Annotated in this window: 25 protein-coding genes and 1 pseudogene; 18 read left to right on the top strand and 8 right to left on the bottom strand. The window is 25.1% G+C overall.

The window, feature by feature from the left end; genetic code table 11:
• The first annotated feature begins 211 nt into the window (after positions 1-211).
• Positions 212-346 carry a hypothetical protein gene (locus AELL_RS14420; protein ID WP_260902426.1) on the top strand — a complete coding sequence of 45 codons (135 nt, stop codon included), beginning with the start codon at positions 212-214 and terminating at the stop codon, positions 344-346.
• Positions 346-915 carry a Fic/DOC family protein gene (locus AELL_RS08080; RefSeq protein ID WP_118917460.1) on the top strand — a complete coding sequence of 190 codons (570 nt, stop codon included), beginning with the start codon at positions 346-348 and terminating at the stop codon, positions 913-915. The genes AELL_RS14420 and AELL_RS08080 overlap by 1 nt, the downstream gene beginning before the upstream one ends.
• A gap of 89 nt (positions 916-1004) precedes the next feature.
• Here the strand turns inward: AELL_RS08080 and AELL_RS08075 are convergent.
• A protein-coding gene (locus tag AELL_RS08075) for an IS3 family transposase (RefSeq protein ID WP_429697570.1) occupies positions 1005-2173 on the bottom strand; the annotation gives its coding sequence in 2 pieces (ribosomal slippage) (positions 1005-1921 and positions 1921-2173; 1170 coding nt in all).
• A 72-nt stretch (positions 2174-2245) separates the two neighbouring features.
• Here AELL_RS08075 and AELL_RS14445 point away from each other — a divergent pair.
• The 3 genes and pseudogenes from AELL_RS14445 to istB form a co-directional block, all read left to right on the top strand.
• Positions 2246-2404 (top strand): annotated as a pseudogene (locus AELL_RS14445) (Mu transposase domain-containing protein); the annotation flags it as partial.
• A gap of 96 nt (positions 2405-2500) precedes the next feature.
• Positions 2501-2815 carry a hypothetical protein gene (locus AELL_RS08070; RefSeq protein ID WP_118917459.1) on the top strand — a complete coding sequence of 105 codons (315 nt, stop codon included), beginning with the start codon at positions 2501-2503 and terminating at the stop codon, positions 2813-2815.
• A 1-nt stretch (position 2816) separates the two neighbouring features.
• Positions 2817-3548: an IS21-like element helper ATPase IstB gene (gene istB / locus AELL_RS08065; RefSeq protein WP_118917458.1), complete on the top strand. Its 732-nt coding sequence runs from the start codon at positions 2817-2819 to the stop codon at positions 3546-3548.
• A gap of 154 nt (positions 3549-3702) precedes the next feature.
• Here the strand turns inward: istB and AELL_RS08060 are convergent, their stop codons facing one another.
• Entirely contained in the window at positions 3703-4074 is a 372-nt protein-coding gene (locus AELL_RS08060) for a winged helix-turn-helix transcriptional regulator (RefSeq protein ID WP_118917457.1), read from the bottom strand.
• 130 nt (positions 4075-4204) lie between these two features.
• On the opposite strand from AELL_RS08060, the gene AELL_RS08055 reads away from it, so the two are divergent.
• The 7 genes from AELL_RS08055 to AELL_RS08025 all read left to right on the top strand — a co-directional run bounded on the left by AELL_RS08055 (position 4205) and on the right by AELL_RS08025 (position 10214).
• Positions 4205-4786 (top strand): NAD(P)H-dependent oxidoreductase, encoded by a 582-nt coding sequence (locus AELL_RS08055; protein ID WP_118917456.1) that lies wholly within the window; start codon positions 4205-4207, stop codon positions 4784-4786.
• Between the two features lie 8 nt (positions 4787-4794).
• The gene (locus AELL_RS08050) at positions 4795-5091 is read left to right on the top strand and encodes a putative quinol monooxygenase (protein ID WP_118917455.1); all 297 of its coding nucleotides are present in this window, start codon (positions 4795-4797) and stop codon (positions 5089-5091) included.
• A gap of 11 nt (positions 5092-5102) precedes the next feature.
• Entirely contained in the window at positions 5103-6134 is a 1032-nt protein-coding gene (locus tag AELL_RS08045; RefSeq protein WP_118917454.1) for an NADH:flavin oxidoreductase/NADH oxidase, read from the top strand.
• 40 nt (positions 6135-6174) lie between these two features.
• Positions 6175-6810 carry an NAD(P)H-dependent oxidoreductase gene (locus AELL_RS08040; protein WP_118917453.1) on the top strand — a complete coding sequence of 212 codons (636 nt, stop codon included), beginning with the start codon at positions 6175-6177 and terminating at the stop codon, positions 6808-6810.
• A 133-nt stretch (positions 6811-6943) separates the two neighbouring features.
• Positions 6944-7633 (top strand): winged helix-turn-helix domain-containing protein, encoded by a 690-nt coding sequence (locus AELL_RS08035; RefSeq protein WP_118917452.1) that lies wholly within the window; start codon positions 6944-6946, stop codon positions 7631-7633.
• Between the two features lie 38 nt (positions 7634-7671).
• The gene (locus tag AELL_RS08030; protein ID WP_226805966.1) at positions 7672-8571 is read left to right on the top strand and encodes a phosphate/phosphite/phosphonate ABC transporter substrate-binding protein; all 900 of its coding nucleotides are present in this window, start codon (positions 7672-7674) and stop codon (positions 8569-8571) included.
• Positions 8568-10214, top strand: a complete 1647-nt coding sequence (locus tag AELL_RS08025; RefSeq protein WP_118917451.1) for an ATP-binding protein — start codon at positions 8568-8570, stop codon at positions 10212-10214. The genes AELL_RS08030 and AELL_RS08025 overlap by 4 nt, the downstream gene beginning before the upstream one ends.
• 3 nt (positions 10215-10217) lie before the next feature.
• On the opposite strand, the gene AELL_RS08020 is transcribed toward AELL_RS08025, so the two are convergent.
• Complete coding sequence (locus tag AELL_RS08020) at positions 10218-11270, bottom strand: PAS domain-containing sensor histidine kinase (RefSeq protein WP_118917450.1); 1053 nt, start codon at positions 11268-11270, stop codon at positions 10218-10220.
• Positions 11271-11461: 191 nt separating this feature from the next.
• On the opposite strand from AELL_RS08020, the gene AELL_RS14290 reads away from it, so the two are divergent.
• The 3 genes from AELL_RS14290 to AELL_RS08010 are packed head-to-tail and all read left to right on the top strand — an operon-like array spanning position 11462 to position 13452.
• Entirely contained in the window at positions 11462-11629 is a 168-nt protein-coding gene (locus tag AELL_RS14290) for a hypothetical protein (protein WP_164967240.1), read from the top strand.
• Positions 11630-11653: 24 nt separating this feature from the next.
• Positions 11654-12691, top strand: coding sequence for a chemotaxis protein CheW (locus AELL_RS08015; protein WP_118917449.1), 1038 nt, complete (start codon positions 11654-11656; stop codon positions 12689-12691).
• Positions 12692-12702: 11 nt separating this feature from the next.
• A complete protein-coding gene (locus AELL_RS08010; RefSeq protein ID WP_118917448.1) occupies positions 12703-13452 on the top strand; it encodes a response regulator transcription factor in 750 nt (249 codons plus the stop codon).
• Between the two features lie 7 nt (positions 13453-13459).
• Here the strand turns inward: AELL_RS08010 and AELL_RS08005 are convergent, their stop codons facing one another.
• Positions 13460-14368 carry an NAD(P)-binding protein gene (locus tag AELL_RS08005; RefSeq protein ID WP_118917447.1) on the bottom strand — a complete coding sequence of 303 codons (909 nt, stop codon included), beginning with the start codon at positions 14366-14368 and terminating at the stop codon, positions 13460-13462.
• 134 nt (positions 14369-14502) lie between these two features.
• Here AELL_RS08005 and AELL_RS08000 point away from each other — a divergent pair, with 134 nt between their 5' ends.
• Positions 14503-18321, top strand: a complete 3819-nt coding sequence (locus tag AELL_RS08000) for a transporter substrate-binding domain-containing protein (RefSeq protein ID WP_118917446.1) — start codon at positions 14503-14505, stop codon at positions 18319-18321.
• Positions 18322-18324: 3 nt separating this feature from the next.
• On the opposite strand, the gene AELL_RS07995 is transcribed toward AELL_RS08000, so the two are convergent.
• From AELL_RS07995 to AELL_RS07980, 4 genes are read right to left on the bottom strand one after another with little or no spacing between them, the layout of a single operon-like run.
• Complete coding sequence (locus AELL_RS07995; protein ID WP_118917445.1) at positions 18325-18903, bottom strand: nucleotidyltransferase family protein; 579 nt, start codon at positions 18901-18903, stop codon at positions 18325-18327.
• A gap of 1 nt (position 18904) precedes the next feature.
• On the bottom strand, positions 18905-19687 hold the full coding sequence (locus AELL_RS07990) for an XdhC family protein (RefSeq protein ID WP_118917444.1): 783 nt from the start codon (positions 19685-19687) through the stop codon (positions 18905-18907).
• 3 nt (positions 19688-19690) lie between these two features.
• Positions 19691-21835: a xanthine dehydrogenase family protein molybdopterin-binding subunit gene (locus tag AELL_RS07985; protein WP_118917443.1), complete on the bottom strand. Its 2145-nt coding sequence runs from the start codon at positions 21833-21835 to the stop codon at positions 19691-19693.
• Between the two features lie 3 nt (positions 21836-21838).
• Positions 21839-22291, bottom strand: a complete 453-nt coding sequence (locus tag AELL_RS07980; protein ID WP_118917442.1) for a (2Fe-2S)-binding protein — start codon at positions 22289-22291, stop codon at positions 21839-21841.
• A gap of 280 nt (positions 22292-22571) precedes the next feature.
• Here AELL_RS07980 and AELL_RS07975 point away from each other — a divergent pair, with 280 nt between their 5' ends.
• Together AELL_RS07975 and AELL_RS07970 are read left to right on the top strand one after the other, a co-directional pair.
• Positions 22572-24068, top strand: a complete 1497-nt coding sequence (locus AELL_RS07975) for a hypothetical protein (RefSeq protein WP_118917441.1) — start codon at positions 22572-22574, stop codon at positions 24066-24068.
• Positions 24069-24159: 91 nt separating this feature from the next.
• Positions 24160-25755, top strand: a complete 1596-nt coding sequence (locus AELL_RS07970; RefSeq protein ID WP_118917440.1) for an ABC-F family ATP-binding cassette domain-containing protein — start codon at positions 24160-24162, stop codon at positions 25753-25755.
• The last annotated feature ends 10 nt before the right edge of the window (positions 25756-25765 follow it).

The raw sequence follows: 25765 nt of genomic DNA, 5'->3' as shown, positions 1-25765 counted from the left end.
TTTAAGAAGTATATATTTTAAATGTTTTTTTCGATAGTACGTTATTGCATGAAAAAATTAATTAATATTTTAAACAAATTTATTAATCAGAATTTCAATTCTTTTTTCAAGTTTGACAACAATGATATAAAATTAATTACTGATGTTACAAAACTTATAATAGTTAATTATTGAAGTTTTTGTTATAATTATAAATATTAGGAGTTTAGTTATGAGTAAAACACCATTTTCTAAAGAAAAAGCATTAAAATCAGCAATTGTTTCAAATCAAATCGAGGGTTATGCTCCAGTTAAAGATAAAGTAGTATTAAAAAAAGTTAAAGAGTATTTGTCTTTAATTAAATAATGAAATATTATCCACCTTCAAATCACATTTACTATGAAAATAGTGATGTTCCTATAAATAAACTAGAAATCAAAGAACTTGAAATACTAACTGAAATTGAAAAAGAGTTATTAGTTAGAGCTTATGAAAAACTTCACAATGAATTGAATGAAAACATTAACTTCGATGAAAAATATTTATGTAAAGTTCATGAAACAATTTTTGCACCTTTATATACTTGGGCAGGAAAATATAGAACTGTAAATATTTCAAAAGAGATATTTACAAAATTAAAAAATGACAATTTTCTAAAGAACTATGAAGATACTTCAAAAAAATCTGAATTTATAGATAAACTATCTTTTTATATTTGTGAACTAAATGTTCTACATCCTTTCAATGAAGGAAATGGAAGAACTTTGAGATTATTCTTTGATATGATAGTTACATATAATGGTTATGAATATATTAATTATGAAGAAGCACTAGAAAATAATGAATACATAAATGCATCAATTGATTGTATGATTGCAGATTGTGAAAAAATTAAAAATATAATAACAAAAGGTTTACAAAAATCTACTCTCTAAAATTATAACTCTAACCGTTCATTTAAACAACTAATTCTTAATTGCCTAGATGCTCAATCTGGAATGACCCCGAAGTAGTAGACACTTTTTTAATCAGTTAACACCTCAGGTTGAGTAACATTTTCATTGTACCTTTTCTCAAATTCATTTGGACTTATAAAACCTAAATAACTATGTCTTCTTTTTGAATTATAAAACATCTCAATATATTCAAATATTTTATCTCTTGCTTCTTCTCTTGTTCTAAAAATGGTTTTTCTTACTAACTCTTTTTTTAATGTTTTAAAAAAACTTTCTGCAACTGCATTATCATAACAATTTCCTCTTCTACTCATACTTGGTGTGATGTTATGATGTTTTAAAAAAGTTTTATATTCATATGAGCTATATTGACTCCCTTGATCTGAATGTAAAATTACTCCATCTTTTGGAATTCTATATTTAGTATTTTTTAATGCTTGAATTATTAAATCTGTTGTAATTCTATGACTTGTTGCCCATCCTATAATTTTCCTTGAAAATAAATCTAAGATAATTGCAAGATATATCCATCCTTCATGAGTTCTTATATAAGTTATATCACTTACCCATGATTCATTTGGAGTTTGTGATATAAAACATTGTTTTAAATGATTTGGATGAGCTTTATGAATTGAACCTGCTTTATACTTAGGTCTTCTTTTATAATTTCCTATTCCACAAAGTTTTGCTTCTTTCATTAATCTTGCAACTCTTTTTTTATTTACATGAATATTTGAAGCTTTCAAATCCTTATGAATATTTCTATAACCATAAATTCCATTTGATTCTTTATATGCTTTTTTTATTTCAATAAGAAGTTCTTGATTCTCTTTTTCAAGATTTGAAATAGGTTGTTTTAACCATTTATAATACCCACTTGGATGAACTTTTAACACAGTACACATTCTTCTTATTGTGTACTGTATTTCATGCACTTTAATAAATGCGTACTTTAATTTGGGTTGCTTGCAAAGTACGCTGCGGCCTTTTTTAATATATCTCGTTCTTCTGTAACTCTTTTTAGCTCTTTTTGTAATCTTTTTATTTCAGCTTGTGTATCTTGAAACTTTTTTGTTTCTACTTCTGCTTCAGGTGATTGGTACTTTCTTATCCAATTTCTCAAAGAATCATGATGTACACCTAATCTCTCAGCTGTTTCAACAATCCCATATCCATTCTCAACAACTTGTTTTACAGCATCCCTTCTAAACTCTTCACTATATTCTCTTCTTCCCATTTTTAATTCCTTCAATTATTTACAATTTTCTCTAAATTGTTATATTAATTAACTGAATTATTTTATGTCTATATTTTTGGGGTCATTCCATCTTATAGAACTAGAACTTCACTTATAGTAAGGGATTCATACATACAATTAGAGAATAAATTTTACTCTGTACCATATCAATACAATCAATTAAAAGTTGAAGTTTGGCATTCAAAAGATAGTATATGGATATATCATAATGGCGAACAAATAGGTTTTTGGATTAAATCAGAAAACAAAAAGATTTTTACTAATAAGGAGCATCTACCAAAAGAGAAGCAACAATGGTTAGAAGATTTGGATATTAATAATTTAAAAGCAAGAGCGAAGATTATAGGAAACAAAACGTACCAATTTGTGGAAGAATTTTTAAAAACAAATGGAATTACACCTAAAAGCCAAATTCGGTTAAATAGTATTATTTATAAAATTGAATCTGGACAATATGAAAACTTTAATGAAAATGCAGACTACCTTATTACTCGTAAAATATTTGATAAAGCTAAGATTGAACAAATTTGTAGAAGAAATAAAAATATGGATATTAATGATGAAATGGAAACTTTTGGTGAACATAAAAATTTGAGATATTTTAATAATTTAAAGGAATAAAATGAATATGATTAAAAACTTACTTCTAACATTAAATATGAAAGGTGCTATACAAGAATATCATAGTCAAAATGAAAATCCAGAATCTTATAATTTAACTTTCGATGAACGTTTATGTTTAATGCTAGAATCAGAAATATTATATAAAGATAATAGAAGAATCCATAATGCAATGAAAAAAGCTAAATTCAAAAAGCCAATAGCTACCTTATCATCTGTAGATTTACATACAAAAAGAGGATTAGAACCAATAAGATTTAAAGAATTATCAAAATGTGAGTTTATAAAACAAAAACAAAATATTGTTATAACTGGACCAACAGGAATGGGTAAAAGTTTTTTATCTGAAGCATTAGGAAAAGAAGCAATTTATAGAGGTTATACGGTAAGATATTTTTGGATAAGTGAATTAATTGAAGAAGTTCATATTCAAAGAGATTTAGATAAATATTCTAAATATTTAGATAATTTAAAAAAAATAGATTTATTAATAATAGATGATTTTGGAGCTAGACCATTAAGCATTGATGATGAAAGTATATTATTTGAAGTAATTGGGGTTAGAGAAGATATTGCTTCAATAATTTTTGCATCACAAGTTCCAGTTGAAAATTGGGTGTCTTGTATGAAAAATAAAACGTTAGCTGATGCAATTGTTGATAGATTAACACATGGTTCAATTAAAATTGAATTATATGGTGATAGTATGAGAAAAAATAAATTAAAAAAATGATAATAAATTTTTTTTAATTTATTTTGGAATTGATCAGGCTATTTTTGGATAGAGATCAAAAAAGCTTGGAATTTACATTTGAAAAAATATTTAATCTATTTATTACATAACCAACCACTATGGCTAATAAAATTAATACAAAATTTTCCATATTTTAGTCACAAAAAGTATTTGGGCAAGGGTTATCAGATGTTATTTTCCCAAACTCTTTTACATAATCAATTCCCCATTTATGCATCTCTTCAAGAACAGGTCTTAAATTTTCTCCTGCTTTTGTTAAACTATAAACAACTTTTGGTGGAACTTCAGCATAAACTTCTCTGTGAATAATATTTTTTTCTTCTAACTCTTTTAATTTCACGGTTAAAGTTTTTTGAGTTATTTCACTAATTGTTTCATGTAACTCTTTAAATCTTTTTTCTCCATCAAGTAAGTGCCAAATAATTCCTAATTTCCATCTATCATTAAAAATATCTAGTGTTACAGCAACAGTACATCTATATTCTTTATCATTTATATAATACATATTAAATTCCTTAAATTTTCAGTTTTGATTATAACATATTATAAATTAATTTCTATTACTTACCTAAAGTAAAGTAAGAGTAAATTAAGTTTATTATATATATAATTTTCAAATCATAAAAGGAGATAATATGAAAAAAGTTCTAATTTTAAATGGTCATCAATATTATGATGTAGTAGCAAAGGGTGAATTAACTCAACACTATATAGATACTGCAAATGATTTTTTTCTTAAAAATGGTTTTGAAGTAAAACATACACATATTGAAAAAGGTTATGATGTAGAAGAAGAGTGCCAAAAATTTGAATGGGCTGATTATGTTTTATTTCAATATCCAGTTTATTGGATGGGTGTTCCTTGGATAACAAAAAAATATTTTGATGAAACATTTACTCAAGGAAGACATTACACAAGTGATGGAAGAAGTAGAAGTGATGAGAGTAAAACTTATGGAACAGGAGGATTATTAAAAGGTAAAAAATATATGTTAAGTGTAACTTATAATTGTCCAACAAGTGAATTTGATAATCCAAAAGGTTTTTTTGATGGTTTATCTTTAGACCAAGCACATATTGCAACTCACAAAACTTTCCAATTTTGTGGACTAGAGCCACTTAAAACTTATTCAGTTCATGATATTTTTAAAGGTGATTTAGATTTAAAAAAAGAGTTAGAGAAATTTGAAGCAGTTTTAACTGAAAACTTTTTATAGGAATAAATATGAAAAATATAGTAATAGTTGCAACAATAAAAGTAAAAGAAGCTTTTAAAGAGGAAGTTTATAATGAACTTTTAAAACTTCATAAAGCAACTCATGAATTTGATGAAGGTTGTATTCAGTATGATTTACATAAAGATTTAAGTGATGATTTTAGTTTTACTTTTGTAGAGACTTGGGAAAGTCAAGACTTTTTGTCTTTACATGAAGAAAAAGAGCATTTTAAAACTTTTGTATCAAAAATTGAAAACAAAATAGAGGGATTAACAATCAACAAATTAGAAAAATTAGAAATCTAAAAGGATTTTTTATGAGCCTATTATTAAAAAGTGCAAATATTGGAGTATTAGAGTTAAAAAATAGAGTTGTAATGCCACCTATGTGTATGTATAAAAGTGATGAGAGTGGAGAAATAAAAGATTTTCATAAATATCACTATGTATCAAGAGCTTTAGGTGGAGTTGGATTTATTATAGTTGAAGCAACTGCAATTGAGCCAAAAGGAAGAATTTCATCAAATGATTTAGGTCTTTGGGATGATTCTTTAATAGAAAAACATAAACAATTAAACAAAGATATACACTCTTTTGGTGCAAAAACAGCAATTCAAATTGCCCACGCAGGAAGAAAATCAATTGTAACTGATTCAACTCCAATAGCTCCAAGTTCAATTGCATTTTCAAAAGAGGCTCCATATAAACTTCCAAAAGAAGTTTCAATAGAAGAGATAAAAGATATTAAAGAACTATTTATAAAAGCAGCTTTTAGAGCAAAAGAGGCAGATTATGACGCTATTGAACTTCATGCAGCTCATGGCTATTTATTATGTGAGTTTTTATCACCAATTTCAAATAATAGAACAGATATTTATGGTGGAACTTTAGAGAATAGATGTAGATTAGTTTTAGAAATAGCCACTGAGATTAAACAAAAATTAGATTTGCCTTTGATTGTTAGAATTAGTGCAGATGAGTGGATGAGTGGAGGTTGGAATATTGAAGATTCTATTTATTTATCAAAAGAGTTAGAAAAAATTGGTGTTGATGCAATTCATGTATCAAGTGGTGGAAATTTAGAAAAACCAGATAACGCTCCAACAATTCAACCTTTATATCAATCTTCTTGGGCAAAAAAAATAAAAGAAAATGTAAACATTCCTGTTATTGCAGTTGGATTAATTACAACAGCAATTGAAGGAGAATATTTACTTGAAAATAGTACTTGTGATTTTGTTGCATACGGTAGAGAGTTACTTAGAAATCCAAATTTTGTATTTTATGCAGCAAATGAGTTTAAAGAAAAAGAGAAAATAAATAGTTCTTATCAAAGAGCTTTTGTATAATAAAAAAAGAAAAAAAATTTAATTTAAAAAGGAAAAACTTATGGAAAAAACATTTATGGAAGCTATGGATTTTAGACATGCTTGTAAGATTTTTGATGAAACAAAAAAAATCAGAGATGAAGATATGAAATTTATTTTAGAAGTAGCAAGAAAAAGTCCTAGTTCTTTTGGTCAAGAAGGTTGGAAGTTTTTAGTTATTACAAATGAAGAGTTAAAAGCAAAATTAAGACCATTTTGTTGGGATCAACCACAAGTTACAACTTGTTCTCATTTAGTTGTTATACTTGCTGCAATTGATGCTGTTAAACCAGAATCAGGAATTCCAGCAACTAGATTTGCAAGACGAGAAATGCCTCAAGAGAAAAAAGATTTTTATAATAAATTATATAAAGACCACTTAACAGTTACAAAAGTTTTAGATAGTGATGAAAATGTTTATTCTTGGACTGCAAGACAAACTTATATAGCTGCAGGAAATATGATGACAGCTGCTGCTATTAAAGGAATTGATTCTTGTCCAATCGAAGGATTTGATAAAGCAAAAGTTGAAGAAGTTTTAGGACTTGATACTAAAAAATTCCAATTAGCAATGGTTTTACCTTTTGGTTATAGAATAAATCCTCAATCAACTCAAATTAGATTACCTTTTGAAGAAGTAGTAGAATTTATAAAATAATTTATTAATAGCCTTTAAAAGGCTATTAATTGAAATAAATAAAAAAATATCAAAAAAATAACAAAATGATACTTTTGTAATACTTTTGTTTATTAAAATTCCTCTATACAAATAATTAAAAGGAATTTTTTTAATGGATACTATTTTTATAGATACACAAGATAAAAAAAACAAGTCTATATTAGTTATAAGTGATGATTTAATTTATATGGATAAATTAAAGAAAGAAGTTAGTTTAACTTTCGATTTTACTTTTTTTGAAAACAACAAATTCTATTTATTAAATAGTGTGATTAACAATTTTGATGTAATCATCTTTGATAATAGTAATAATGACTTGAAAAAATTTTTAGATGTGTTTAAACTTACAAAATCTTATAATTTTAATATACCTATAATTTTATTGGAGAAAGATGTAAAACAAGATTTATCTTTATATAAAATTATTAATGTTTATTCAATTTTACAAAAACCTGTTAGTGTAGAATTTTTATTAAATACTATTGAATTGTGCATAAACTTTTTAAATACAAATAAAAAGGTGCAGTTTGAAAATGGTTACTATTTTGATATTACAAGAGAAGAGCTATTTCATGGTAAAAAGATAATAAAACTAACAAGAACAGAAAAAAAATTGATTAACTTATTAGCTAAAAATCCAAACTCTTTAGTAACTTATGAAGATATTGCAAATGTAGTTTGGAAAGGAAAAGTTTTTTCAAAATACTCTTTACGAAACGTTATTAATCATATTAGAGAAAAAACAGATGATACATTTATTAGAAATTATTCAAATAGAGGGTATATATTAAATAGCATCTAGTTTTTTACTTTTTTCTAAAATTACAATATAATAATTTTATGATAAAAAAATTAATTTTAATACTTTTTATATTGTTTTTTTTTAATTCATGTGAGGATACTTCAATAAAGTATTCTCCCACATACCAAAAAGATAAAGTAATTATTGATAAAAAAGTATATATTTTTGGTGTTCATCCTTTATATAATCCAAAACATCTTTTTGAAATTTATCAACCTTTGGTTGACTATCTAAATAAAAATTTAAAAGATGTTAGAATTGAGTTAGAAGCTTCTAGAAATTACGACTCTTTTAATGAAAAATTATCTTTAAAACATTTTGATTTTGCTCTACCAAATCCTTATCAAACTTTAGAGTCTTTAAAATATGGATATAAAGTTTTCGCAAAAATGGCAGGAGATGAGAATTTTCGAGGAATAATTTTAGCAAGAAAAGATAGTGATATAAAAAGCTTTGAAGATGTAAAAGGAAAAAAAATAAGTTATCCTGCTTCAACTGCACTTGCAGCGACACTTTTACCTCAATATTTTTTATATGAAAATGGAATAGATGTAAATAAAGATATTGAAAATATTTATGTTGGTTCACAAGAATCAGCTTTGATGAATATCTATTTAAAAACAACCGATTTGTGTGCAACTTGGACTCAACCTTGGGAAAAATTTAAAAAGGAAAGACCTGAAATCGCAAATGAAATGAAAGTATTATGGGAGACAAAAAGTTTACCAAATAATGCTTTAGTTGCAAAAGAGGATATGCCAAAAGAGTTAGTAGAAAAGATTAGTAAATTAATTCTTGAATTAAATACAAATCCTGAAGGAGAATTGATTCTTTATAGAATAAATTTGACACATTTTGAAAAAGCAGATGAAAATACTTATAATATTGTTAAAGATTTTATAACTGATTTTGAACAAAATATTAGGGAAATAAAATGATAGAAAAAATCAAAACATTTTATTTAAAATCTATAAAAAGAAGATTGATTATTACCATTACTTTAACTCATATTATTTTAATGAGTGTTTTTGTTTATGATTTATTAAGTGAACAAAAAAATTTTTTATATACCCAAAATATAAAACAAGTTAAAAGTTTGACAAAAAGTGTTGCTCAAAATTCTGTTTTATGGATATTATCAAATGATTATATAGGTTTAGAAGAGTTGATTTCTTCAATCTCAAAATATCCAAATTTGGAATATGCAATGATTTTAAATAAAGAAGGAAAAATTATCGCTCACAATGATAAAGAGTATATAAATTTATATTTATCAGATGATTTAAGTTTAGCCTTTTTATTATCAAAAAAAATAGAACCATATATGCTTGTTCAAAATGATGAAATAATAGATTATATAATGCCTATTTTTAGGGAAAATCAACATATCGCTTGGGTAAGAATTGCTTTAAATCAAAATGAAATTTCTCAAAATTTAGAACAAATTTTTTATGAAGCGATTTTATTTATATTAATTGCAATAATTATTGGATATCTTTTTTCTTATTTTTTAGCAACAAATATTACAAAAGATTTATATACTTTAATAAAAGTTGCAACTCAAACAGCAACAGGAAATAGAAATCAAAGGGCTGATATTAAAAGAGAAGATGAGTTGGGTATTTTATCAAATGAGATAAATAAAATGCTTGATAAGATTGAAGAAAATGAAAAACAACTTGAAATTTCAAATAAAGAGTTGGAAAAAGATATTGTAAAACTTGAGTTGATGGATAGCAAATTAACCCAATTAAACAGAGATTTAGAAAAAAAAGTTGAAGAAAAAACTTATGAATTAAAAAAATTAAATGAAAATCTTAAAAAAGAGATAAAAGAGGAAGTTGAACAAAATAGACAAAAAGATAATATGCTTTTCCAACAATCAAAAATGGCTTCAATGGGAGAAATGATTGAAAATATAGCACATCAATGGAGACAGCCATTAAGTTTTATTTCAACAAGTGCTAGTGGAATAAAATTAAATAAAGAGTATGACACTTTAACTGATGAACTTTTAAATGAAGCTGTTGATAATATTATGAATAGTACAAAATTTTTATCAAATACAATTGATGATTTTAGAGATTTTTATAGAGTTGATAAAATCAAAGAAAAATTTAATATAAAAGATGTTTTAAATAAAACATTAAAATTAACAAGTTCTAGATTTACAAATAGGGCGATAAAAGTTATTGAAGATTGTGAAGATGTGACAATTCTTGGTTTTGAAAATGAATTAGTACAAGTTTTTATAAATATTTTAAATAATGCAAGAGATGTTTTAGAAGAGTTACCATATGAAGAGAGATTTATTTTTGTAACTATTAAAAAAATAGAAAATGAGGCTTATATTTCGTTAAAAGATAATGCAAATGGAATTGAACCAACTATTTTAGAAAAAATATTTGACCCATATTTTACAACTAAAGGTTCAGATAAAGGTACAGGAATTGGATTATTTATGTCAAGAGAGATAATTGAAAAACATTTTCATGGAAAAATAATAGCTCAAAATGAAACATATATTTATAATAAAAAAGAGTACAAAGGAGCTAACTTTATAATTACAATTCCTTTTTAAAAATTAGTTTTTATTGATTGTAATAATAAAAATAGTTCCATTTTCTATATTTGAAACCTCTATATCTCCAAGGTTATCTTTTTCTAAAATATTTTTACAAATATATAATCCTAAGCCTGAACCATTTTTTTTAGTTTTTGTAGAAAAATATGGATTAAATATTTTTGAAATTATATTTTCACTAATTCCACCTGCATTATCTTCTATAAAAATTTTTTGTTGATTTCTTTCCTCTTCAAAAGAGATTTTTATAATTGAGTTTGAAATGTTTTTTTCTAAAAAAGCATCTTTTGCATTGTTTAAAATATTTAAAACCACTTGGATTAATTCATTTTTTGGAAGATTGATTTTTGTTAACTCTTTATTTGTAATTTCAATTTTTATCTTTTGTGATAAAAAAGTTTTTTCCAACATTTTTGAAGCACTTAAAACAATTTCATTTAAACAAAGCAACTCTTTTTTTGAATCAATTGTAAAAAAATTCCTAAAATCATCTATTGTTGTTGACATATATTGGATATATTTATTCATATCACTTAACATATTATCTAAGAAAATTTTATCAAGTTTATTCATATCATTTTTCAGTTTTATTCTAGTTAACATACTAGAAATAGTAGATAAAGGTTGTCTCCATTGATGTGCAATCATAGAAATCATCTCTCCCATTGCAGAGAGTTTTGATTGATGAATTACCATTTTTTCTTTTTCTTTTAATTCACTCAAATCCAAAATAAAAACCATTTTATAATCTTTATTTTGATAGTTTAGATTTTTGATTTTTATGATTACGGGGATTATATTTCCATCTTTTGTGATTAAAGATATCTCTTGAAATAGTTTTTCATTATATTTGATAAATTTTTCTTTTGAAGTTGGAATTAAAATTCCAGTTGCTAATTTGTCAATCAATTCATCTTTTTTTTCATAACCTAAAATTTCCAATAAAGAGTGATTTATATTTTTTATAAAACCCTCTTCAATTATTAAAATTCCTTCGATTGTGTTGTTTATCACTTCATTTAAGTTTATAAAAATATTGTTTTTATCTTCCATGTTTACCTATGATTTTATCTTCTATTTGATTTTATCAAAATAATAAAATTTTTAAGCTTTTAAGATTGCTATTTTAAAAAATTTATGTAAAAATAGAAACAGATAAATTCTTTTTGTTTATTTTCTCATTAAAATATTATTTTTTATACAAAATTAGTAGTATAATAGTAAATAAGTCAAAAGGAAACGTTATGAGAAACTTATTTATTGTTATTATTATAAATGTTCTATTTTTAGGATGTATGAATAATCAAGAAGTAACCCAAGAAGATTGCAAAAAGCAAGGGAAAATTTTCAAAGTAGAAAAAGTGTTAAATTTTAGAACAGGAACATATGAAGATAGGGCTTCTTGTATTTAACAAATTTATAATAAAGAGAAATTAATGACAAATACAAATGTAAGTGTAGAATTAGAAAAATTGGAAAAACTTTTAAATAAAGTAGGTGATTTAGTAATCACAAATTCTATGATGGCTCAAACAATTGATAATTTACCTTCAGGAGAAGCTAAAAAAAGCCTACTTGAAAAAATCAATCTTTTACAAAGACATATAGTTGAACTTCAAGATTATGCAACAGATATAAGAATGGTTAAATTTGAAAGTATGTATGAAACATACAATAATTTTTTGAAAGAGATAATTCCCCAAAATAAAAAAATAAAGTTTATCTTAGTTGGTGGAGAGACCAAAGTTGATAAATCACTTATTGAATTATTAGATACTTTAATTAAAAAAATCATCTCAAATGCTGTTAGTTATGGAATTGAAACTGTAGAAGAGAGAGTTTTAAAAGATAAAAATGAAGAAGCAACTTTAAAATTAATTGTAAATCAATTAAATGGACAAATTAGTTTTTGTATAGAAGATGATGGTGTAGGACTTAACAAAGAAGATATTGAAGAGATGACTGGAATAAATGAGTACACAAATAAATTTAATGCAGATTTAGAAGTGGAAAGTGAAACAGATAAAGGAACAAAAGTTTCAATAATAGTACCTTTAACTCACTCTATTTTAGATGGATTAAATATAAAAATTGGAAATAATATATTTATTCTTCCTACTTCTTCTATTGTTGAATCAATTCAACCAACAACTGATATGATAAAGTTTGTAGGTGATGGAAGTAGTCAATTATTGATGTTAAGAAATGAATTTATTCCAATAATAAGATTATATGAGTATTTTAATATTGTTCCCAAATCAAAAAAATTAGAAGATGGAATTTTAATTATTGTAAAATCCCAAGAACAAAAAGCTGCTTTTTTAATAGACGAATTCTTACAACAACAGCAAGTAGTTCTAAAAGCAATAGAGACAAATTTCAGAAAAGTTGAAAGTGTTGCTGGTGCAACTGTAAGAGGTGATGGAAGTATTGGTATAATAATTGATGTAAAAACTATTTTAGAAGCTAATTAAAGGAATTAACATTGATAGATTATATCTCTTTAGAAAAATATGGTAAAAAAATCTCAGTTTTATTTGTAGAAGATGATGAAAATATAGTAAAAGAGATGGGTTTTTTACTTGGAGATATTTTTGATAAAGTTGATATTGCTATTGATGGAAAAGATGGATTAAGTAAATATAATGAATATTATAAATCAAATGAAGAGTTTTATGATTTAATAATAACTGATATTCAAATGCCAAATATGAATGGTATTGATTTGATTAAAAATATTTATAAAATAAATCCTTTACAAAAAGTTATTGTTTTATCCGCATACAACGAAAAAGATTATTTGATGGAACTTATAAATGTAGGTATTTCTCAATTTATTTTAAAACCAATTGACTATAACACTTTTTTAGATGTGATTTTTAAAATTTCAAAAGAAATTTATGAAACAAAATATAAAAAAGATTCAAAAGTTTCTTTATTTATAAAAATTGATGATGAACTAATTTGGAATAAAGAGTTAAAACAACTGACATACAAAGAAGAAATTTTAAAACTAACAAAAAAAGAGCTTTATTTAGTTGAACTTCTTTTAAAATATCCAGAAAAAACTTACTCAAATGAAGAGATAATCTCTTATTTATGGAGAGATGATTTTGAAAGTCAAGGGGATATTTCAAATCTAAAAAATATAATTTCAAGACTTAGAAAAAAAATCCCTCTTTTAAATGTTGAAAATATTTATAGTTTTGGTTATAGATTAACTATAAAAAACTAAAAACTATTTATAAGTTTAGATTTCCTAAAAATTCTGAACTTAAAAGAGATGCTTCTAAATTATTATGACTAAAATAGTCACCACAAACACCTAATTTTAACTCTTTATCAAAAAAATATGGCATATCTAAAGAGTTTTTTGCAAAGGCATATTTCCAAAGATGAGGAATTTGTGTAAATTTTTTTAACTCATTTACAACTTCTTTTTCAAAACTATTTAAAAAAATTTCATAGATTTCCTCTTTTGTTTTTTCATTTATTTCATTTGCAAACTCTTTTGATGAGTGAATTACATAAGAACTAAAATCTTTGTAAGCATATTTTTTTGAATTATTTATAATATTTTTTACATTTTGGTTTTCATATATTTTGTTTTCATCTAATTTTATATTTTCATTTGAGTATAAAATCAAAGAAAAAGTTGAGTCATATTTGATAGTTTGTAGTTTCTCTTTTAAATCATTTGGAAGTTCCATATCCAATTGTAAAATTTGTGTAGTTGGAATTGTAAGAAAAAGTAAATCAAAATCATCATAAATTTTCTGATTTGAGTCTTCTAAAACCCATTTTTTATCTTTTTTAATAATTTTTTCAATTTTTGTATTTTTTACTAAATCATTTTCATTGATTAGAAATTTACAAATATTATTTATTCCATTTTTAGGAATGAATTCATCATATTTACTTTTTAATACATCATTTTTTACTAAATCAAGACAAAAGAGTTTTAAATCATCAGTTATTGGTATTATTGAAGAAGTTCCGTGGTCAATAAATTTATCATTTATATATTTTGTACTTATTCTTCCTCCAACACCTCTTGATTTTTCAAAAATAGTTATATCTTGATATTTTTCTTTTAAATTATTATATAAATTACAGCCAGAAAAACCAGCACCAATGATTGCTATTTTCATCAAAAATCCTTTAAATATTTTTATGGGCAATGATAAAATAATTAGTTTTATAAAATACTTTAATTTTGAGATATAAATAATTAATACATAAGAGGATATAATGATAAATATTATTGAATAATAAAAGGTATATTTTGAGATTAAAAACTCTTTTTTTTCTTTTTTTAATTTTTATTTTTACATTAAATTCTTATGCAAAAAATCAAGAGAAAAAAATTAAACTTCAACTTCAATGGAAACATCAATTTGAATTTGCTGGATTTTATATGGCAAAGGAAAAAGGATTTTATAAAGATTTGGGTGTTGATGTTGAATTTATTGAATTTGATGGAAAATCAAATATCATGGATGAAGTTTTAAATGAAAATGTACAAATAGGAGTTTGGGGTTCTGGCCTTATAAATGAGTGGTTAAATGGAAAAGATATAGTTTTTTTAGCCAACTATTTTAAACGTTCGCCATTAGCACTAATTACAAGACCAGAGATTAGAACACCTGAAGATTTGATTGGAAAAAGAGTAATGATTCCTTTATTTGATGCTTCAAGTGCAAGTTTTCAACAAATGTTTAAGGTCTTTAATATTTCAAAAGATGATTTAATATTAGTTGAACCAAATTTTGATATTCCAAATTTTGAAAAAGATAAAATTGATGCAACTTCAACTTTTTTACCAAATGAGCCTTATCATTTTATAAAAAATGGTTTACCTTATAATATTTTAGACCCAAATAATTATGGTGTTGAATTTTACGAAGTAAATCTTTTTACTTCTAAAAAATTTGCAACACAAAATCCTCTTTTAGTTAAAGAATTTGTTGAGGCAACAAATAAAGGTTGGGATTATGCTTTAAATAATATAAATGAAAGTGTTAATCTAATTTTAGAAAAATATAATACACAACATAAAACAAAAGATGCATTGTTATTTGAAGCAAATGAGAGTAAAAAATTTATTTTACAAAAAAATTACTCTTTAGGAAGTATTGATATTGAAAAGGTAAGAAAAATTGCTGAATTATATATCGAATTGGGTTTTGCACCAAAAAAAGATAATCTTGAAGATATTTTATTTATAAAAAATCCTACAACTATCTCTTTAACAAAAGAGGAAGAAAATTTTTTAAAAGAACATCCAACAATCAAAATTGCAAGTGATAAGTTTTATCCACCTTTGGATTATATAAAAAATAATAAACCAACAGGTTATAGTATAGAGTTAATTGAGATATTATTAAAATCTTTGGGATTTAATGTTGAGTTTAAAATAGATGGTAATTGGGATAATCAAATTGAAAGTTTTAAAAAAGGAGAACTTGATATTTTAACATCTATTTTTGAATCAAATTTTTATAAAGAAAATTCAATACTAACAAACTCATATTTAAAAGCTCAAGATGTAATTATTGTTAGAAATGGTGAAGATTCTATTCAAAATGCTTATGATTTAAAAGGCAAAATAATCGCTTTTCCAAAAGGTTATACATATTTAGAGTTACTAAAAAATAAAGGTATAAATTTTACTCATTTGGAAGTTGAAAATATGCAAGAAGCTTTAGAAGCTGTTTCTGATTGTAAAGCAGATGCAACAATAGAATCAGATGCTGTTATGGAATATCTTATGGATAAAGATTCTTATGTGAATTTAAAAAAGGTTTATAAAATATTTGATAACAGAGTAGGGGTTTATCATGATTTTCATTTTGCAGTTAATAAAGAGTATCCAATTTTAGCTCAAATGATTAATAAAGCTTTGGAAAATCTTTCTATTACGCAAAAAAGAGATTTAAAAGGAAAATGGTTTGATAAAAAAGAGTCACAAAATATAAAAACTATTTTATTAAGTGATGAAGAGAAAAAATTTATAAAAGAAAATCCAATAATAAAAGTTAGTAATGAAACAAACTTTCCTCCTTTTGATTTTACAATTGGGAATCAACCTTATGGATTTAGTATTGATATTTTAAATCTTTTATCAAAAAAAATTGGTGTTAAATTTGAATATGAAACAAGTGATAGTTGGTCACAACTTTATAATGATTTTAAAGATAAAAAAATAGATTTATTACATACTCTAACAAAAACACCTCAAAGAGAAAATGATGGAATTTTTTCAGACCCATATATTTGGTATGAAACACATTTTGTAACAAGAAAAGAGAATCCTGAAATTAAAAATATTGAAGAGTTAAATGGGAAAATATTAGTTGTTGGGAAATCTTGGTCAAGTGAAGAGTTTATTTCAAAAAACTATCCAAAAATAAAACTTTTAGTTGTAGATAATTTTGAAGAGATGTTAGAAGCAGTTTCAAAAGGTGAAGCCTATGCAATGATTGGCGAGAATCTAATGACTAGATATTTTATAAAGAAAAAAGGTTTTACAAATATAAAGATTTCTTCGGTTTTTGCAGATTTTAATTCTACTGAAAGAACTTCATATAGATTTTTAACTTCAAAAGATAAACCTATTTTAAATCAGCTTTTAAATAAAGGATTAAATAGTTTAACTTTAAAAGAGTTAGATGAATTAGAAGAGAAATGGTTTGGGAAATATGATATTACTGATAAGATTGATGAATTAAATATTAAACTTGATGATGATGAATTATCATATTTATCAAAAAAGAAATTAATAAAAATGTGTGTTGACCCAAATTGGATGCCACTTGAAAGAATAAATGAAAATGGTTTTCACGAAGGAATGGCAGCAGATTTGATTAAAAAAATGTCACAAAAATTGAATATAAATATAGAGTTGATAAAAACATCTTCATGGGAACAAAGTTTAGAGTTTGCTAAAAATAGAGAGTGTGATATTTTATCTTTAGCTATGAAAACAGAAGAAAGAAGTAAGTATCTTGATTTTACAAGCCCTTATTTATCTTTTCCTTTTGTGATAGCAACATTACATAAAGAACTTTTTATTGAAAATATTGAGCAAATTTTAGATAAAGAGATAGCTTTAGTAAAAGGTTATGCTTATAGTGAAATTCTAAAAAAAAGATATCCAAATAAAAAGTTTATTGAAGTAACAAATATAAAAGAGGGCTTGGAATTATTATCTGAGAAAAAAGTTTTTGCTTTTATTGATACTTTGGTTTCAATTGGTTATGAAATTCAAGAGAATAATTTTTATAACATAAAAATTGCTGGAAAACTTGATGTAAAATGGGATTTATCTCTTGCAACAAGAAATGATGAACCTATTTTAAATAGAATTTTTCAAAAGGGTGTAAATTCTATTTTAGAAAATGATAAACAAAATGCCTATAATAAATGGTTTTCTATTAAGTTTGAACAATCAGTTGATTATATGATTTTATGGAAAATAATTGTTCCTATTTTTATTTTAATTTTTATTACAATTTATTGGAATAGAAAACTTTATAATGAAAAAGAAAAAACTAAAAAAGCATTAAACTCTTTAAAAAATCTTCAAGATATTTTAGAGATAAAAAATTTTGAATTAGAAAAAATGTCTAATACAGATAAATTAACAAATCTTCATAATAGACATAAACTAGATGATTCCTTAAAGTATGAATTATCAAGATTTCATAGAACAAATATTGGTTTTGGATTGATTATTTTAGATATAGATTTTTTTAAAGATGTAAATGATACCTTTGGACATAATATTGGAGATGAAGTTTTAATAGAAATTTGTTCTGTTCTTAATAAAAATGTTAGAAGTAGCGATATTTTAGGAAGATGGGGTGGTGAAGAGTTTTTAATAATTGTTCCAAATGTTACAAAAGAGGAGTTAGAAGCTTTTGCTGAAAAATTAAGAAAAGAGATTGAAGAACATCACTTTTTTAAAGTTGGTAAAAAAACTTGTAGTTTTGGTTTAACTATTAGTAAAGAGTTAGATAATGAAAACTCTATAGTAAGTAGGGCTGATAAAGCATTATATAAAGCAAAAAACAAAGGAAGAAATAGAGTGGAATTTTTATAAATTCTACTCTAAATAGTTTAAATCCTCTTTTGTATCAATATCTATTGAATACTTTTTTAAAAGTTTTATTGATATATTTTTTTCTTTTTTTAGAATCTCTTTTGCACCTTTGTTGGTATCTAATTTTAAAAGTTTGTTATAAAACTTTTTAGGAAAAATAGCAGGAACAGTTGGATTTTCATTTTCTTCATAAATTGAAGAGATTATAGATTTATTATCAATTTCTTTTTTTAAAGAGTTTAGATGTTTTATTGGTATAAATGGTTGGTCACAAAGCATTATTAAAGTGTTTTCAAAATATTTTGTATAACTAATACCAAAAGATATAGAAGTTCCCATACCATCTTTATAATTTTTGTTATAAATTAGATTTATATTTTTAAATTCCTTTAACTCATGTTCACACTTTTCTTTTTCATGTCCTAGAACAACAAAAATATTACTTGAAATTTTCAAAGCTTTTTTAACTGATATTTTTAAAAGAGATTCATTTTTATATTTTAATAACTGTTTTGGCTTGCCAAGTCTACTTGAACTTCCTGCTGCTAAAATTAAAATTGCTAAATTATTCAATTTTTCCATATCAAATCTTTTTATTTTTTCTAGCTTCTATTTGAGCACAAATTGATAAAGCAATAGCTTGATGAGTATTTCCTCCAATATCTAAACCAATTGGAGCAAAAAATCTTTTATCATTTTGTAAATTAAACTCTTGTTTTATTCTTTGCATATTTTTTTTATTTCCCATCATTCCAATATAATTCATATTTGAATTAATCAAAGCTTTTAGATAAATATCATCAGTTTTTGGACTATGACTTAAAATTACACTTGCGTCAAAAGAGTTTAAATCCATAGATAAAATATCTTCAAGTTTTTTTAATTCTATTAATGTATCTGCTTCTTTTACAAATTCATTATGAATTTCTACATCAATAACTGTTGTTTCCCAACCTAATAAGTTCGCCATTAAAATCAAAGAAGTAACATGAGCTCCAGAGCCAAAAATCAAAAGTGAAAAAAGTTTTTTTAAATTTTTATCTAAATCTTTATAATCTTTATCATAAAAAAAAGGTTCAACTTTATATTTTGAAGTTCCATGACCTGTTGATTCATCTTTAGCAATTGATTCAAAAAAATTTATCTCTTTTTTTTCTAATGAAATTTTTGATAACTCTAAAATTTTATTTTGTAAAAAAGAACTTCCTAAAATACCTGTAAATTCATTTTGTGAATTTACAAGCATCATATTTCCAACTTTTGCATATGTAGAACCAAAAGTTTCAACTACTGTTGTTATAGTTATATCTAATTTTCTATTTTTACAATTTTTTATAAAATCTAAAATTTTTTTATCTAAAAACATAAATTATCCTAGTTTTATAGGAAAACTTGTGTATCTTTTTCCAGTTACATCATAAAGTGCATTTATAATAGCAGCAAACATTGGAGGAACTCCAACTTCACCAATTCCACCTATTTTTTCACCTGAATTTATAATTTCAACATTTATACTAAGTGGCGCATCACTAATTCTATTTACTTCATAATCATAAAAATTGTTTTGGTCAACTGCTCCGTTTGTTAGGGTAATTTGAGCAGATTTAATATATCCAATTGTAAAATTAATTGCACCTTCAATTTGATTTTCAATTCCTAGTGGATTTACAGCTATTCCACAATCAACAGCTGCCCAAACATGTTCAACTTTATAATCATTGTTTTCAACTTTTACTTTTACAACGTAAGCCACGATACTACCGAAACTTTCAGCAATTGCAACTCCATAACCACTATTTTTTTCTCGTTTTTTCCAGTTTGATTGCTTTGAAACATTTTCAAGAAGTTTTATAAATCTTGGCTCTTTTAAATTTTTGATTCTAAAATCTATTGGGTCAAGATTGCTTGCTATTGCAGCTTGGTCAATTATATTTTCAACAATAGGAGCTGAAACAGTGTGCCCAACTGAACGTAACCATAAAACAGGAATAGGAGAACTTGGACAAAAGGCTTTTAAATCATGAGTTGCTATTTTATATGGATGGTCATCAAGACCTTCTCTTTGAGTTTTATCTATCCCATCTTTAAACATCATTGATTCAAACATTGTTCCTTTTGTTAAAGATTGATTTATTATATCAGCTTTAAAAGCTGTGATATTTCCTTTTTTATCAACTGCCATTTTTGCTTTGCTTAAAGTCATTGGTCTATAATAACCCATTTTTATATCATCTTCTCTTGTCCATAAAGTTTGAATTGGCCAAGCTTCATCTTTTGCAACTAAAACAGCATCAACGACAAAATCACTTGCAAGATTTGCTCTTCTTCCAAAACTACTTCCTAAATAATTATTATAATATTCAACATTTTCAGGTTCTATTCCTAAAATTTTTGCAGCTGTTCCTCTATATAAAGTTTGAAATTGTCCACCAACGCTCATAAATGCTTTAGAACCTTGATGATGAACTGTACAGTTTAGTGGTTCCATTGGAGCATGGGCTAAAAATGGGAAAGAATACTCAGCCTCTACAACTTTAAAAGCTTTATCAAATGCAGTTTTACTATCACCATCTTTTTTCATTATTGGTAAATCTTCTTTACCTAAATAACTCTTATACTCTTTTTCTAAATCAGCTGTACTAATTTTTTCAAACTCCCCATTATCCCAAATAACATTTATTGCTTCGCTTGCAAGTTTTGCTTGATACCAATGATTTGCAATTACAGCAATTTTTTCATTTGGAAGTTGTTTTATTTTTAAAACTCCTGCCATATTTTTTGCTTTAGAGTCATCATAACTTTTAATTTTTCCACCAAATACTCTTGGTTGAACAAGTGCTGCGTATTTCATATCAGGAAGTCTAACATCAATACCAAATTTAGCCTTTCCTGTTATTTTTTCTTCAACTTCTATTGGATGTCTTTTAACTCTTTTTCCTATTAAGTTATATTCACTTTTATCTTTTAATTTCACATCACTTGGAATTGGCATATTTTTTATTTCATCAATTAAACTACCATAAGATAATTTCTCTTTTGTTCTTTTATTTATTACAAATGAATCTTTTGTTTCAACATCATAAATTCTAACTTGCCATTTTTTTGATGCAGCAGTTTTTAGCATATATCTTAAAGTTGCACCAACTTGTCGTACACGTTGTTGTTGAGTTTTAATACTCATAGAACCACCCGTTAACATCATAGGCATGCCTGGAATATTATAAACATCTTTAACTGGTGCTGGTTCAAAAATAATCTCATCCCAATAAGCATCTAACTCATCAGCAATACACATGGCAATTCCTGTATATGCTCCTTGCCCCATCTCAACTTGACCAAGAATAAATGTGATTTTATTATCTTTATCAATTTTTATAAAAGCATTTGGTTCAATAACTTCTTTTTTCTTTTCTAATTGAGCTGCCATTCCTTTAATTGGAAGATTAAATCCTATAACAAAAGCTGAACTAACAAGTGCACTATTTTTAATAAATTCTCTTCTAGTTAATTTCATTTTTTATCCTTTTGCCACTGTTGTTATAGCTTTTAAAATTTTATTATATGTTCCACATCTGCAAATATTTCCTTGCATTGCCTCTTTTATTTCTGTTTCTGTTGGATTTGTTTTTGATTTTAATAATCCTGTTGCATTCATAAGTTGACCTGATTGACAATATCCACATTGTGCAACATCATATTCACGCCAAACAATTCTTAAAGCTTTTAATTGTTTATCCTCTTGATTTTCTATTGTTGTGATATTTTTTCCAAAAGCTTGTGATATTGGTGTTGAACAACTTCTTATAGATTCATTCTCAAGTAAAATTGTACAGGCTCCACATTGGGCAACTCCACAACCAAATTTTGTTCCAGTTAAATTAAGATAATCTCTTAATACCCATAATATTGGTGTATCTTCTGAAATATTTTTTAATTCATATTTTTTATTGTTTATAGTAACTTCATTCATAATTTTTCCTATTTAAAAAGATTAGTTAATTTTTTATTATATAAAAAAGTATTGATTAAAGGTAGAACAATTTTCCAGAACTATTGCCTAATCCTCTAAATTTAAAGAGATAAAAATTTAAAAAAAATAATCATTTGTCTTGACTTTTGAAATTTATTTTTTGTTTAAAGAGCAATTATAAGAAGTGGTTATTTTGTATATATTGATTATAGTATGCTATAAGAAATAAAATGATAAAATTTAGAGTAAAATTAGAAAAATAATATTTAAAAGGTAGGATATGCTTAATCTCGGAGAAATCGAAAATTGGCTAAAAGAACATTCTATTAATAATTACATGATTTCAGAAGATTTATATGTATCAGTCCAAGGAAATGTAAACTTAAATGAAAGATTAAATGGAAAAAAGATTCCTATTAAATTCGATAGAATAGAGGGATATTTTGATATAAGCAATAACAATTTAACTACATTAGAAGGTTGTCCTAAAGTTGTAGTAAAAGATTTTAATTGTTCAAAAAATAAATTAGTTTCTCTATTCGATGCTCCTACAGAAGTTGGGGATTTTGATTGTTCTTACAATCAGTTAAAAACATTATCTTATGCTCCAAAAGAGGTAAAAGGAAGTTTTAATTGTTCATTTAACGAATTAACATCAATAAAAGCAAGTCCAAGAACTATAAAAGGTCATTTTAAATGTAATGATAACAAATTGGTATCATTAGAGGGTGGTCCAAAAAATATTGATACTTATTTTGATTGTTCTCATAATTTTATAGAAAGATTAAATGGTGGTCCAGTTACAGTTAAACATGATTATATTTGTAATGGAAATAATCTAGCTGATTTAGAAGGTCTTGCTGATGAAATTGGTGGAGATTTAGTAACAGATATAAAATTAAACAATTTAACTTCAAGATTTAATGAAGAAGAAAAATATTGGAAATATAAAGGTAGTGAAGTAATATCACATATTTATAAACCAATGGTTGCTTTAAACAACAATGAAGATATTTTAAATTGGCTAAATAAATATGATATTAAAGGTTTTACAATATTATCTGATGGTTCAGTTGATGTTGCTGGAGATGTTAAATTATCAGGAAGATTAACTAATCTTTTTAAACTGCCTATAAATTTTAATAATGTTGATGGAGATTTTGACATTAGTGAAAATGAATTAGTATCTTTAGAAGGAAGTCCTAAAAAAGTTGGTGGAAGTTTTTTAGCTCATAAAAATGAACTTAACTCTTTAAGAGGTGGTCCAAAAGAGATAAAAGGAAGTTTTATTATTTTACACAATAATATCACTTCATTATTGAATTCACCAACTATGGTAAAAGGTGATTATATCTGTTCCCATAATCCTTTAAGAACACTAGAAGGAATAAACACTGTTTTAGGATATGTTTTTACTGGTGTTTATATTCCAAGATTAAAATGCCAAAAATATAACTATAAAGGTGTAACAACTTATAAATATCCAGGTGATTCTGTAATGAAATATTTGGATGAAGAGTATATTTCATTGACTGATGAAGAAAAAGCATTTGAAGCAACAAAAAAGAATTTAGAAAAAGTAATCAAAAAAATGCTAAATGCAGGAACTTTAACAAAAGAGATGATAAATGATACTTTAATTAAAAACTTAACTAAATATCAATTAGATCAATTAAAAACTAAAGTTTTATGGATTAAAAATCCACCAAATGAAGATAATAGTGATATCGTAAGTGAAGAAGATATTATGAAATTAGCTTTTGAAAAAGAGTTATAAAAAAAAGCCTTAAGTCCTAAATATATTTTTTTGGATATAATCGCAAAATCAATACAATTAAGTAAATAAAATAAATGGAGAGAATTATAATATGGTTCAAACTGTCAATCTAAAAAAAGCTTTTGGTCCAAGAGTTTTATTTCAAGATATAAATTTAAAATTAGATACAGGAAAAAGATATGGACTTATTGGTGCAAATGGTGCTGGTAAGACGACTTTTCTAAAAATATTATCAGGACAAGAAGAAGCAACAGAGGGTGAAGTACAAGTTCAAAATGGTAAAAAAGTTGGAGTATTATCACAAAATCAATTTGCTTATGAAAACTATACAATTTTTGATACAGTTTTATTAGGAAATAAAAGATTATATGATGCTGTAAAAGAAAAAGAAGAACTTTATATGAGTCCTGAATTTACTGATGAAGTAAATAATAGACTTGCTGAACTTGAAATTATTTGTTGTGAAGAAGACCCAACTTATGAATATGATATTAAAATTACAAAAATTTTAGAAGATTTAGGATTTCCAGCTGCTAGTCACCAAGATTTAATGAGTACATTAACAGGTGGGGATAAATTTAAAGTTTTATTAGCACAAGTTTTATATCCAAAACCAGATGTATTATTTTTAGATGAGCCTACAAATAACCTTGATATTGAAACAATTGGTTGGTTAGAAAACCAACTTCAACATCATGAAGGAACAATGGTAGTTATCTCTCACGATAGACACTTTTTAAATGCTGTTTGTACACACATTTTAGATGTTGATTTTAAACAAATTAGAGAGTTTGCAGGAAATTATGATGATTGGTATATTGCATCAACTTTAATTGCAAAACAAAATGAAAAAGATGTTAATAAAAAATTAAAAGAAAAAGAAGAACTTGAGAAGTTTATCGCTAGATTTAGTGCAAATGCTTCTAAAGCAAAACAAGCAACTTCAAGACAGAAACAACTTGAAAAACTTGATGTTGGTGCAATTCAAGTATCAAGCAGACGTGACCCTTCAATTATTTTTAGACAAAAAAGAGAAGTAGGAAAAGAGTTATTAACTGTTAAAAATATCTCTAAATCTTATGATGACCATGTTGTATTAAATGATGTTTCATTTACAGTTGAAAAAGGTGATAAAATAGCTTTAATTGGTACAAATGGTATTGGAAAAACAACTTTATGTGAAATTTTAGAAGGTAATTTAAAACCAGATTCTGGAGAAGTTTTATGGGGAGCAACTATTCAAAACTCATATTTTCCACAAAATGCAACTGATATTATCAAAGGTGATATGACTTTATATGATTGGTTAAGAAGTTTTGATAGAGATGCAGATATTTCTGAAATCAGAAATTGTTTGGGAAGAATGTTATTTAACGGTCAAGAACAAGAGAAAAAAGTTGATTCTTGTTCAGGGGGAGAAAAACATAGAATGATGCTTTCTAAAATCATGTTAGAGCAAGGAAATTTCTTAGTTTTAGATGAACCAACAAACCACTTAGACTTAGAAGCTATTATTGCTTTAGGTGAAGGATTAAATGATTATGCAGGTTCTGTAATTTGTGTATCTCACGATAGGGAATTATTAGATGCTTATGCAAATAGAATTATTGAAATTCAACCAGGTGGAACAATAGTTGATTTTAAAGGTACTTATGAAGAGTACATTGAGTCTAAAGAACAAGCGTAAGTTTGTTTTT

Origin of the sequence: Arcobacter ellisii (genome assembly GCF_003544915.1) — a bacterium.
Lineage (GTDB): Bacteria > Campylobacterota > Campylobacteria > Campylobacterales > Arcobacteraceae > Aliarcobacter > Aliarcobacter ellisii.
This window is presented reverse-complemented; position numbering and strand designations above follow the sequence as displayed.

Bases quoted from the DNA above. Each gene is read 5' to 3' on its own strand.
- AELL_RS14420 (WP_260902426.1), top strand. From the start codon at position 212: ATGAGTAAAACACCATTTTCTAAAGAAAAAGCATTAAAATCAGCAATT.
- AELL_RS08080 (WP_118917460.1), top strand. From the start codon at position 346: ATGAAATATTATCCACCTTCAAATCACATTTACTATGAAAATAGTGAT.
- istB (WP_118917458.1), top strand. From the start codon at position 2,817: ATGAATATGATTAAAAACTTACTTCTAACATTAAATATGAAAGGTGCT.
- AELL_RS08060 (WP_118917457.1), bottom strand. From the start codon at position 4,074: ATGTATTATATAAATGATAAAGAATATAGATGTACTGTTGCTGTAACA.
- AELL_RS08055 (WP_118917456.1), top strand. From the start codon at position 4,205: ATGAAAAAAGTTCTAATTTTAAATGGTCATCAATATTATGATGTAGTA.
- AELL_RS08050 (WP_118917455.1), top strand. From the start codon at position 4,795: ATGAAAAATATAGTAATAGTTGCAACAATAAAAGTAAAAGAAGCTTTT.
- AELL_RS08045 (WP_118917454.1), top strand. From the start codon at position 5,103: ATGAGCCTATTATTAAAAAGTGCAAATATTGGAGTATTAGAGTTAAAA.
- AELL_RS08040 (WP_118917453.1), top strand. From the start codon at position 6,175: ATGGAAAAAACATTTATGGAAGCTATGGATTTTAGACATGCTTGTAAG.
- AELL_RS08035 (WP_118917452.1), top strand. From the start codon at position 6,944: ATGGATACTATTTTTATAGATACACAAGATAAAAAAAACAAGTCTATA.
- AELL_RS08030 (WP_226805966.1), top strand. From the start codon at position 7,672: ATGATAAAAAAATTAATTTTAATACTTTTTATATTGTTTTTTTTTAAT.
- AELL_RS08025 (WP_118917451.1), top strand. From the start codon at position 8,568: ATGATAGAAAAAATCAAAACATTTTATTTAAAATCTATAAAAAGAAGA.
- AELL_RS08020 (WP_118917450.1), bottom strand. From the start codon at position 11,270: ATGGAAGATAAAAACAATATTTTTATAAACTTAAATGAAGTGATAAAC.
- AELL_RS14290 (WP_164967240.1), top strand. From the start codon at position 11,462: ATGAGAAACTTATTTATTGTTATTATTATAAATGTTCTATTTTTAGGA.
- AELL_RS08015 (WP_118917449.1), top strand. From the start codon at position 11,654: ATGACAAATACAAATGTAAGTGTAGAATTAGAAAAATTGGAAAAACTT.
- AELL_RS08005 (WP_118917447.1), bottom strand. From the start codon at position 14,368: ATGAAAATAGCAATCATTGGTGCTGGTTTTTCTGGCTGTAATTTATAT.
- AELL_RS07995 (WP_118917445.1), bottom strand. From the start codon at position 18,903: ATGGAAAAATTGAATAATTTAGCAATTTTAATTTTAGCAGCAGGAAGT.
- AELL_RS07990 (WP_118917444.1), bottom strand. From the start codon at position 19,687: ATGTTTTTAGATAAAAAAATTTTAGATTTTATAAAAAATTGTAAAAAT.
- AELL_RS07985 (WP_118917443.1), bottom strand. From the start codon at position 21,835: ATGAAATTAACTAGAAGAGAATTTATTAAAAATAGTGCACTTGTTAGT.
- AELL_RS07980 (WP_118917442.1), bottom strand. From the start codon at position 22,291: ATGAATGAAGTTACTATAAACAATAAAAAATATGAATTAAAAAATATT.
- AELL_RS07975 (WP_118917441.1), top strand. From the start codon at position 22,572: ATGCTTAATCTCGGAGAAATCGAAAATTGGCTAAAAGAACATTCTATT.
- AELL_RS07970 (WP_118917440.1), top strand. From the start codon at position 24,160: ATGGTTCAAACTGTCAATCTAAAAAAAGCTTTTGGTCCAAGAGTTTTA.